Origin of the sequence: Weissella sp. DD23 (assembly GCF_001579105.1) — a bacterium.
In the GTDB taxonomy this organism is placed as follows: domain Bacteria; phylum Bacillota; class Bacilli; order Lactobacillales; family Lactobacillaceae; genus Weissella; species Weissella cibaria.
Window position 1 is genome coordinate 151511 of sequence record NZ_KQ970392.1, and the last position, 8943, is coordinate 160453.

7 protein-coding genes, 1 tRNA gene and 1 pseudogene are annotated in these 8943 nt (G+C 45.7%); 7 read left to right on the forward strand and 2 right to left on the reverse strand.

What is annotated here, in order from left to right:
* The 5 genes from WEIDD23_RS05045 to WEIDD23_RS05065 form a co-directional block, all read left to right on the forward strand.
* On the forward strand, positions 1 to 524 hold a 524-nt coding region (locus WEIDD23_RS05045), incomplete at its 5' end, for a class I tRNA ligase family protein (RefSeq protein ID WP_156469579.1).
* Between the two features lie 128 nt (positions 525 to 652).
* Positions 653 to 1720 carry a glycosyltransferase gene (locus tag WEIDD23_RS05050; RefSeq protein WP_010370770.1) on the forward strand — a complete coding sequence of 356 codons (1068 nt, stop codon included), beginning with the start codon at positions 653 to 655 and terminating at the stop codon, positions 1718 to 1720.
* An 84-nt stretch (positions 1721 to 1804) separates the two neighbouring features.
* A tRNA-Arg gene (locus WEIDD23_RS05055) sits at positions 1805 to 1877 on the forward strand.
* A gap of 61 nt (positions 1878 to 1938) precedes the next feature.
* Positions 1939 to 4077: a putative polysaccharide biosynthesis protein gene (locus tag WEIDD23_RS05060; protein ID WP_010370767.1), complete on the forward strand. Its 2139-nt coding sequence runs from the start codon at positions 1939 to 1941 to the stop codon at positions 4075 to 4077.
* Positions 4078 to 4342: 265 nt separating this feature from the next.
* Positions 4343 to 5605 carry an aminoacyltransferase gene (locus WEIDD23_RS05065; RefSeq protein WP_010370765.1) on the forward strand — a complete coding sequence of 421 codons (1263 nt, stop codon included), beginning with the start codon at positions 4343 to 4345 and terminating at the stop codon, positions 5603 to 5605.
* A 49-nt stretch (positions 5606 to 5654) separates the two neighbouring features.
* Here the strand turns inward: WEIDD23_RS05065 and WEIDD23_RS05070 are convergent, their stop codons facing one another.
* Positions 5655 to 6578, reverse strand: coding sequence for a magnesium transporter CorA family protein (locus tag WEIDD23_RS05070; protein ID WP_029237436.1), 924 nt, complete (start codon positions 6576 to 6578; stop codon positions 5655 to 5657).
* Between the two features lie 144 nt (positions 6579 to 6722).
* Here WEIDD23_RS05070 and WEIDD23_RS13510 point away from each other — a divergent pair, with 144 nt between their 5' ends.
* Positions 6723 to 6860 carry a hypothetical protein gene (locus WEIDD23_RS13510; RefSeq protein WP_003608805.1) on the forward strand — a complete coding sequence of 46 codons (138 nt, stop codon included), beginning with the start codon at positions 6723 to 6725 and terminating at the stop codon, positions 6858 to 6860.
* Between the two features lie 86 nt (positions 6861 to 6946).
* On the opposite strand, the gene WEIDD23_RS05075 is transcribed toward WEIDD23_RS13510, so the two are convergent.
* A complete protein-coding gene (locus WEIDD23_RS05075; protein ID WP_010370751.1) occupies positions 6947 to 8086 on the reverse strand; it encodes a trans-sulfuration enzyme family protein in 1140 nt (379 codons plus the stop codon).
* Positions 8087 to 8243: 157 nt separating this feature from the next.
* On the opposite strand from WEIDD23_RS05075, the pseudogene WEIDD23_RS05080 reads away from it, so the two are divergent.
* Positions 8244 to 8943 (forward strand): annotated as a pseudogene (locus WEIDD23_RS05080) (NADH-dependent flavin oxidoreductase); the annotation flags it as partial.

Genomic DNA, 8943 nt, shown 5'->3' on the forward strand with positions numbered 1-8943 from the left:
TTTGGCGTTTGTTCATTGATGATGATGACAAGTTGCGTGATCACATTACAACGGTTAACGACCACAAGTTGGACAAGATTTACAACGAGACGGTCAAGAAGGTAACGGATGACTATGAAGGTCTCCGTTTCAACACGGCTATTTCACAAATGATGATTTTCATCAACGAAGCTTACAAGGCTGAAAACTTGCCAGTTGAGTATGTTGAAGGCTTCATCAAGTTGTTGAACCCAATTGCGCCACACATGACGGAAGAATTGTGGAGTTACTTGCACAAGGATGAATCTGTTACGTACGCTGCTTGGCCAACGTTTGATGAATCTGCTTTGGTTGAAGATGAAATTGAAATCGTCTTGCAAGTTAACGGTAAGGTGCGTGGTCGTTTGACGATCCCAGCCGATGCTGATCGTGACAAGATGACAGAACTAGCGCTTGCTGATGAAGCAGTGCAAAAGCAACTCGATGGTGGCCAACCTAAGAAGGTAATCGCGGTCCCTGGTAAGTTGGTTAACGTCGTTTTGTAAAAAATAACATGTCAGGTTTCAGGACATGACATGATACTTTTTATTCAGAAGTGACTATACTTAGGAGGAACACTCAAATTGTGGGTGTTCCTCTTTTTTTATGCCTTTGGTAGAGGGGAGGGTGCAGTATGAAGCGTGTACTCATGGCGATAGAAAATTTGGGACTTGGCGGCATGAAACGAGCTGCGACAGTGGTTGGTAATGCGATGACGGCATTTGCGGATGTACAGTACTATCAACTGGCAGACGTGCCTTCTTATTATGAGTTAAAAGGCCGTTTAGTCCCGGCCAAGCATCCAGTGATGCCCGAAAATGGGGCCGCGCCATTAACCCGTTATGCGGTGCAAATGGCCGATTTGGGGGATGTTTTAATAACTGAAAAAATTGATGTGCTAATTGTAAATGCGGGTATTTTGACAAGCTTTATTCCCTATCTTAAGACGCGGGCGCCGCATGTGCAGATGATTGCTTGGATGCATAATAATATTGATACGTACTTTAATCAGTATTATCGTGAGATGCAACCTGAATTTGTAGCCGGAGTGAAGGCGGCCGACGCGGTCGTTGCTTTAACAGAATCAGATTTAGCTGGCTTTCAAACAGTCACTGATCGGGCGATTAAAATTTGGAATCCGGTTACGATGCCCATTGTGGGCCAGGCTGATGTGACGAGCCACAAAATTGCGTTCACGGGTCGCATTGCTATCCAACATAAAGGCATTGATATCATGTTAGCTGTCGCGCAATACTTGCCTGATGATTGGCAGATTGTCATTGCTGGTGATGGTACGCCGACGGATGTCGCGGAGTTCAAGCGATTGATTCATGCTAATCATGCGGAAAATAAAGTCGTGTATCGTGGCGCGCTCCATGATGAGGCGTTAGCCGAGCATTATCGGCAGGCCTCTATCTTTTTGGCAACGTCACGATGGGAAGGGCTACCGCTGGTTTTGGTTGAGGCAATGAGCTTTGGCTTGCCAATTGTGTCGACGGATAACACCGGGGCAGTTGAAATCCTTGAAGGTGGTGTGTACGGTGAGCTAGCCACGAAGGACGCAACAGCCATCTGGCATCGATTGGAACCACTGCTACACAGTACGGAAATGCGACGTGTGCTGTCCTCAAAGTCATTAGCCCGTGCCAAAGACTTTGCGACCGGACCGATTATGGCAAAATGGCAACAATTAATTGAATAGAAAATCATGCCCGTTGTTTCGGATTTACTTTGACTCTACAAACAACGGGTTTTCTTGTGTATAATAGTAACTTAGGTAAGTTTTGGCGCTATAGTTCAACAGGATAGAACAAGGACCTCCTAAGTCTTAGATCACAGTTCGAGTCTGTGTAGCGTCATTGAAAGTAGTATCGATTATAGTAGTGACTACTGTGACAAACGAAAGGGGACGGTCAAGAAATGGCTGACGATAAATCATCCAATTACGAAGAATCACCATTCCGTCGTGACATTACGTTTGAGGAATTGGCGGCTTTATTAAACGGTGCAACAGTTGATGATATCTTCGAAGCCCGTGATGAGCAGAAAGAGGCACAACATGATTCAGCCTCGGCGAAGTTAGAGCCACGATCAGTGACCGAAGTTGTAACCCGTCCGGAAGGCGTCTCAACGTTCAAAGTACATGAGGTGCCTGATACGTTCGCCCGTGAAGCAAGTGTGAAGCCAGATTCGATTGAGGAAACCCATACGGATGAGGCCGCAGCTGTTCAGCCAGTGACGGCTAAGGCGGTAACCCCGTCGGATATTATGACAGCTGAACCAGCCACCGTAGCTGAAGAGGTTGTACCAGTGAAGCCACCAGTTACAAAAACTGTGACTCGTCCTGAACCTGCGTACACGGCAGAAAGTGTTCCTGAAGAATCGACGCCAGCTATGGCTGATGAAATTGAAACCGTACCAGAGCTAGAAGCCGACTTCATTGATGATGAGAATGCGGCATCACGTATGTTACGTGGCTCGGCATGGATGACCATCGGTAGCTTAGCTTCCCGTGTATTAGGGGCCTTGTACATTATCCCCTGGGTTGCAATGATTGGAAATCTGTATTTCACATCAGCGAACTCGTTGTTTGCCCAAGGTTATCAAATTTATAGTGTGGCCTTGCTAATTGCAACGGCTGGTCTGCCGAACGTCTTGGCACGCTTGGTTGCGGAATATGGCGCATCTCGCCAATATGGGGCAGTGAAGCAAGTCTTCCGGCAGGCCTTACAACTGGGAGCCATCCTGGGAATCGCATCTGGGGCGGTGCTCTACTTCTTAGCCGGCGTGCTGTCACAAGGTGATCCAAATGTGATTCCAGTCATTCGCTCATTGGCTGCCGCGGTGGTTATTATTCCGGCGCTTTCAATGTTGCGGGGTTACGTGCAGGGATTTGAGTTCATGGGCTTGTCGGCTATGTCACAGTTCATTGAGCAGCTTGTACGTGTGATTTACATGCTTGCTGCGACGTATTGGATTATGATCGGCCACCATGGTAATTGGATTGATGCAACGGTCCAGTCAACGTTTGCTGCTTTCTGGGGTGCGTTAGCTGGAATTGCAATTCTGGTATACGGCATTTGGCGTCGTCGTCAATTCTTTGCAACACAACTTGCAAATGCAGTACCAGCACCAGACTTCAATCCTCGCGCAGTGATGCTCCGCATGGCGCGTCAATCAGTGCCAGTTATCTTTGCTGGCTCAGCAATTTCACTGGTGCAAGTGATTGATCAATACACATTCTTCCGCATTATGAATCACTTCACGTCAGTTGTGAACCATGCGCAACAAGCGATGTTTTCACAATTTGCGTTTAATTCAAACAAGCTAATTATGTTGGTTGTGTCATTGGCAGTCGGTATGGCCGAAACAGCTTTGCCAATGCTAGCGCGTGCCCATGAAATTGGGGATCGCGACAACATTAACAACCAAATTCAATTTGCGTTTAAGTTGTTGGCGTTTGTGATGATTCCGGCCTCACTTGGCATGGCAGCTGTGGCACGTCCACTTTATATTGTGTTCTATAACACGGCTGATTTAACGAATGGTACGCTGGTGTTGCAATTCGCTAGCTTCACGGCAATCTTGCTGGGCGCTTACATGGTTGTGTTGGCGTTATACCAAGGATTGCATGATTTGCGCTATACCGTTAAAGTGCTGATTTTGATGCTGGTTTTGAAGTTCGCTTTACAAGTGCCATTGACCATTTGGTTGTATGGTATGGGACCGCTGGTCTCAACGGCCTTGGCCTTTATTGTCGGATTAGCGATGTCAATTCGTCGTTTGACGAAGCGCTTTGATATTAGTTGGGCACCATTTAATTACTCAGTAATGATTATCCTATTCTGGAGTCTGGTGATGTACATTGTGGTTGCACCGGTCGTTGGCACGTTAGGTTACTTTGTGTCAGATGGGAAAATCCCACAACTTATCTTGTTGATTGTTGGTGGTTTGGTCGGTGCCGTGATTTACGGTATTGCCATGCTAAAGACACATGTTGGTGAGGAAGTGCTTGGCGCACGGGCAACAAGTTTAGCTCATAAATTACATTTGAAATAACAGAAAACGAACTAGCGATTATCGTTAGTTCGTTTTTATTTGTGTTTAATTTAAGTTTTACACAGGTTTCTGTGGATATTATTGTGGATAAAACTGTTAGTTTGTGGATAACTTTGTATAACCGGTGGATAGTGTTTAGTCTTTTCAACAGGTTACCCACAGTGCCGAATTATTAAGAGGTTCGCGTGGTTTTTGTTAATTTACAGGTAGATAGCGTATAATTTAGAGTATTGAAATTCTAGTTAAGGGACATAAGTGAGAAGATATGACACGATCATTTGAACAATTGACGGAGGCCCAATTTGATGACTTTGCACAAGGTCATCAGGCCGGTAGTTACTTGCAAACTAGTGCTCAAGCACGTTTGCTCGCACGCCGTGGCTGGCAAACGACATTGGTAGGGCTGGTAGAAGACGCAACGGTTGTGGCTGCCGCCGTACTAGCTTGGATTCCAGTGCGCATGGGTAATCTTTTCCAAATCGATGGTGGGATGCTAATTGATTACAGCAATCAGGCGCTTGTAAATGAGTTTGTGGCTGGTGTTGAAAAGTTTGCTAAGTCGCACAGTGGCTTGTTCTTGCGTGTCGTGCCCAATGAAATTTACCGCCGTTATGATGATGAGGGGGTTCAAATCGGCGCAGCTAACGAAGCGCCAATGACAACCTTAACTGCTGCAGGCTTCAAGCACACACCAGCCCCTAAGGGATGGACAACGAACGCTTCGCCATCATGGCAATATGTGAAGGACCTGACGCCAGTGCTAGCAGCTGACGATGCCGACAAGGCGTTACGTCAATCTTTTGCCAAGGATGGCAAGTACTACCTTAAGAAGACGGATCAATTTGGTATCAAGTTGCGTCGCTTAGGCCGTGAAGATTTAACGGACTTCAAAGCATTGACGCAACACACAGCTGATCGTTTGGATTATCACGATAAAGATTTAGAGTTCTATCAAATCGTCTTTGATGAATTTGGTGATGATGCCTACTTTGTCTTCGCAGAAATGGATTTTCCAGCTTACATTGCTGGCCAAGAAGCGGCACGTGATCACTTAGCTGAAGTTGTGGCGGATTTGGATGCCCGCATTGCGGAAAAGCCTAATTATAAGAAGTTGCAACGCCAACGTGCGGAATATGCGGATCAACATAAGCAACACGAAAAGCGCATTGCCCAAGCGCAGGTCGAACGTGAGAAGGCCGGCCAAGATGTTGTGGTCATCGCGGGTTCATTATTCTTGGCAACCGCTAACGAAATGATTTACTTGTATTCAGGTACTTACGACGAGTACAAGAATTTCTATGGGCCATATGCTGTCCAAGAGTATGCCTTTAAGCAGGCAGTTGCACGTCACATTCCACACTATAATTTCTATGGTATTTCTGGTGTGTTTGATGGATCAGACGGTGTACTTGGCTTCAAGCAAGGCTTTGCCGGTTTTGCTGAAGAAAAGGTGGGAACTTTCGTTAAGCCAATCAATGGCCCTAAGTATGCGATTTACAGTTTGTTGAAGAAATTAATGGGTCGTTAAGACACACAAAAAGGCACCTTCGCCGAAGGTGCTTTTTTTGTGTGGTCGGTTACTTTCGAAAGAACCCCGACCGCCATAAAATAACAGTGGTAATGCTCATCAGAATTAGAGTTAAAATAATTGTGATAATCCAACCCATTGGGGTGTGCGTGAAGGGTAATGAGACGTTTTGGCCAAAGAACCCTGACACAATGTTAGGGACCGTCAATACGATTGATGAAACTGTCAGTAATTTCATAGTCCAATTCAAATTAGAATTTGCCAAATTAACGAACGCATCTGAGACGCTATTGGTCACGAGCTGTGATAGTTCACCAGTATCGATGGCTTGTTGTAATTCGACGGTAACGTCATCAATGCGTTCAGCCTGATGGTCAGTTAATTGCACCGTTTTGCGCGCTTTGTATGAACGCAGTAAATCGCGGTCAGTATGTAGCGAATTAAGTAAATAAATTAAATCGGTTTGCAAATCCATCAATTGGTCGATAGTCTTTTGGGTTTGCTTGGTTTTACGGATCTCACTTTGAATTGGCGTGCGCCGACGGTTGATTTCCAAAATTGCCGACATAAATTTAGACGACAGTAGCTCGGCGCCGTTTAGAATGACGTCTAATGGCGTTGCGTGGTCAGGTAATGGTCGGCGACTCACTTCGGTACCACTGAGATAGTTATCCACATAATCAGTTTCGGGACGCGTAAAGGTGAACAACCGCTTTTGGTCATTGCTAAAGAGCATGCCAATTGGCTCGGTTGTGGCCCGGGTTGAGGTTGGCGTCACCACATCGAAAATGATTAAGGTTAAATCAGCATCTTCGTCGTACTCCATTCGGGCGCTTTCGTAGGGGTCAACAGCATAACTAAGTAATTCATTGGGAATGAGCTGGTCGGTTGTGAGCCATGATCGCTCTTCGGGTGTCATATCATGTACTTGATACCAGATGAAATCTGGGAACGTTGTCTTTTGTGTAATCATAGTAACTTTAGTATACGGGCTTAGCATATGCTTCTCAACAATTTGTGAGAGAAAGTTTGACGGATTTAGGATAAAGGTTTGACGCACTTTGTTTTTATCGGTATACTAGTAAAGTTATCGATAACATAAATGGAGGAAATGATCATGGCTGTTCAATCACCATATAACTCATGGGCTCGTAAGCGACCAACATCACACGATTCTGCAAAGAAGGCTCGTGTGGCTGAAGTTGTTAACATTCAACAATGGGCCAAGGGTAAGGCTGAATTGGAGTCAAAGTAATTTGACGACATCAGTAGCTTACTGAAAAACCGCGTTAAACGTAGATATACGTTAACGCGGTTTTTATTTTGCCTGTTTAAGCAATATTACAAGGCATCCAAGCCTTTTGTCATGTCGGCAATCAAATCATCGATATCTTCAATGCCGACTGAAATACGAACCAATTCATCCTTAATGCCGTTAGCTAAACGAATGTCGCGCGGAATTGATGCATGGGTCATGATGGCTGGCACTTCAATCAAAGATTCAACACCACCAAGTGACTCAGCTAATAAGAAGACATCCAAATTCTCGACGAACTGCTTAACGTCCAGCCCGGGCTGCAGCTCAATTGACATCATGCCACCGAACCCGCGCATTTGACGACGTGCAATTTCGTAGTCTGGTGTGCCAGGCAAGCCAGGGAAATAAACCTTGGCTACCTTGGGGTGATTGTTTAAGAATTCGGCTAATGCCATGGCGTTTTCATTATGACGCTGTACTCGCAAAGCCAATGTTTTAATTGAGCGTTGGACCAAGTATGAATCTTGGGGTGACAAAACTGCACCAATTGACATTTGAATAAACTTAATTCGTTCAGCCAATTCGGCGTCCTTCACAATGACGAAGCCAGATAATACATCGGCGTGACCACCTAGATACTTTGTGCCGGAGTGAATAACGACATCGGCACCTAGGTCTAAGGGGTTTTGATTGTAAGGCGAGGCGAACGTATTATCCACGACAGCAATGGCGCCAGAATCGTGAGCAATGCGGGCTGCTTCGGCGATATCGGTTACGTGCATTAATGGATTTGATGGTGATTCCAAATAAACCATTTTCGTCGTTGGCTTAATCGCTTCTTGTAAAGCCACACTGTCAGCGGTATCAACGGCCGTAAACGTAATGCCCAAATCCGTTAAAATCCGATTAACTAAGCGGAAGGTGCCGCCATATACATCGTTGGCCATCACAATGTGGTCGCCGGCTTTCAATAAACTCATTGTGGCATGAATCGCTGCCATACCAGATGAAAAGGCAAACCCATCTGTTCCGTTTTCAATGGCTGCCATCACTGATTCCAAAGCGAATCGGGTAGGGTTTTCACCACGTGTATACTCGTATTTTGCATGACCACCAAGTGTCTGTTGGTGATAAGTTGACGTCTGATAGATTGGCGTTGTAATAGCACCCGTGTAGGGATCTTCTTGTGTCCCGCCGTGAATGACCTTTGTTTCAAACTTCATATTCGAGTCCCCTCTTTTTCTACAAAACAAGCCGACAAATTTGTTAAACTTATTGTAAATGTCAGCTGAGATTTCAGCGAGAAAAAGGGGCATCAATACGCCGTTGTCCAGAATGCTATAATTGTAATCACATATAAAGTAGAAAGAGTTAAATCTGATGAGTTATAAATTCCTTGAGCCTTTTAAGTTGGCGAACGGTGTTGAAATTAAAAACCGTGTTGTTTTTCCACCAACAACTTTGCGATCATCATTTGCGACGGGTGTCGTGACAGATGATGAGGTGAATTACTACAAGATGCGGGCTGGTGGCCCGGGCTTAGTTATTGTCGAAATGGCCTACGTATCGATGGCTGGTAAGACCTATGTTGGCCAAATTGGGGCGGATGTCGATGAGAAAATTCCAGGCCTGAAGAAAATTGCGGATGCCATTAAAAACCGTGGCTCAGTCCCTGTTTTGCAGCTATCATTTGGTGGTCGTATCGCCCAAACGGCTGCTGTTTTGCACGATGATGTTATCGGCCCTTCAGATGTACCAGGTCACCAACCAGGTATGGCAACGCCACGACCAATGACCGATGCCGAAATTCGCCAGAGTATTGCTGATTTTGGTGAGGCAACACGCCGGGCAATTGCAGCTGGGTTTGCTGGTGTGGAATTGCATGGGGCCAATATGTATGCGATGCAACAGTTTTTCTCAGAACACGCTAATCAGCGGACGGACGAGTGGGGTGGTGATTTAGCTGCACGTATGCAATACGGGTTGGCTGTTTTAGATGCGGTTGTTGCTGCACGGACCGCGTATGCGGATGACCAATTTATTATTGGGTACCGTCAATCACCTGAGGAACCAACAACGC

What these genes read in the sequence shown, in the direction of transcription:
- WEIDD23_RS05050 (WP_010370770.1), top strand. Translation starts at nt 653, where the DNA reads ATGAAGCGTGTACTCATGGCGATAGAAAATTTGGGACTTGGCGGCATG.
- WEIDD23_RS05060 (WP_010370767.1), top strand. Translation starts at nt 1,939, where the DNA reads ATGGCTGACGATAAATCATCCAATTACGAAGAATCACCATTCCGTCGT.
- WEIDD23_RS05065 (WP_010370765.1), top strand. Translation starts at nt 4,343, where the DNA reads ATGACACGATCATTTGAACAATTGACGGAGGCCCAATTTGATGACTTT.
- WEIDD23_RS05070 (WP_029237436.1), bottom strand. Translation starts at nt 6,578, where the DNA reads ATGATTACACAAAAGACAACGTTCCCAGATTTCATCTGGTATCAAGTA.
- WEIDD23_RS13510 (WP_003608805.1), top strand. Translation starts at nt 6,723, where the DNA reads ATGGCTGTTCAATCACCATATAACTCATGGGCTCGTAAGCGACCAACA.
- WEIDD23_RS05075 (WP_010370751.1), bottom strand. Translation starts at nt 8,086, where the DNA reads ATGAAGTTTGAAACAAAGGTCATTCACGGCGGGACACAAGAAGATCCC.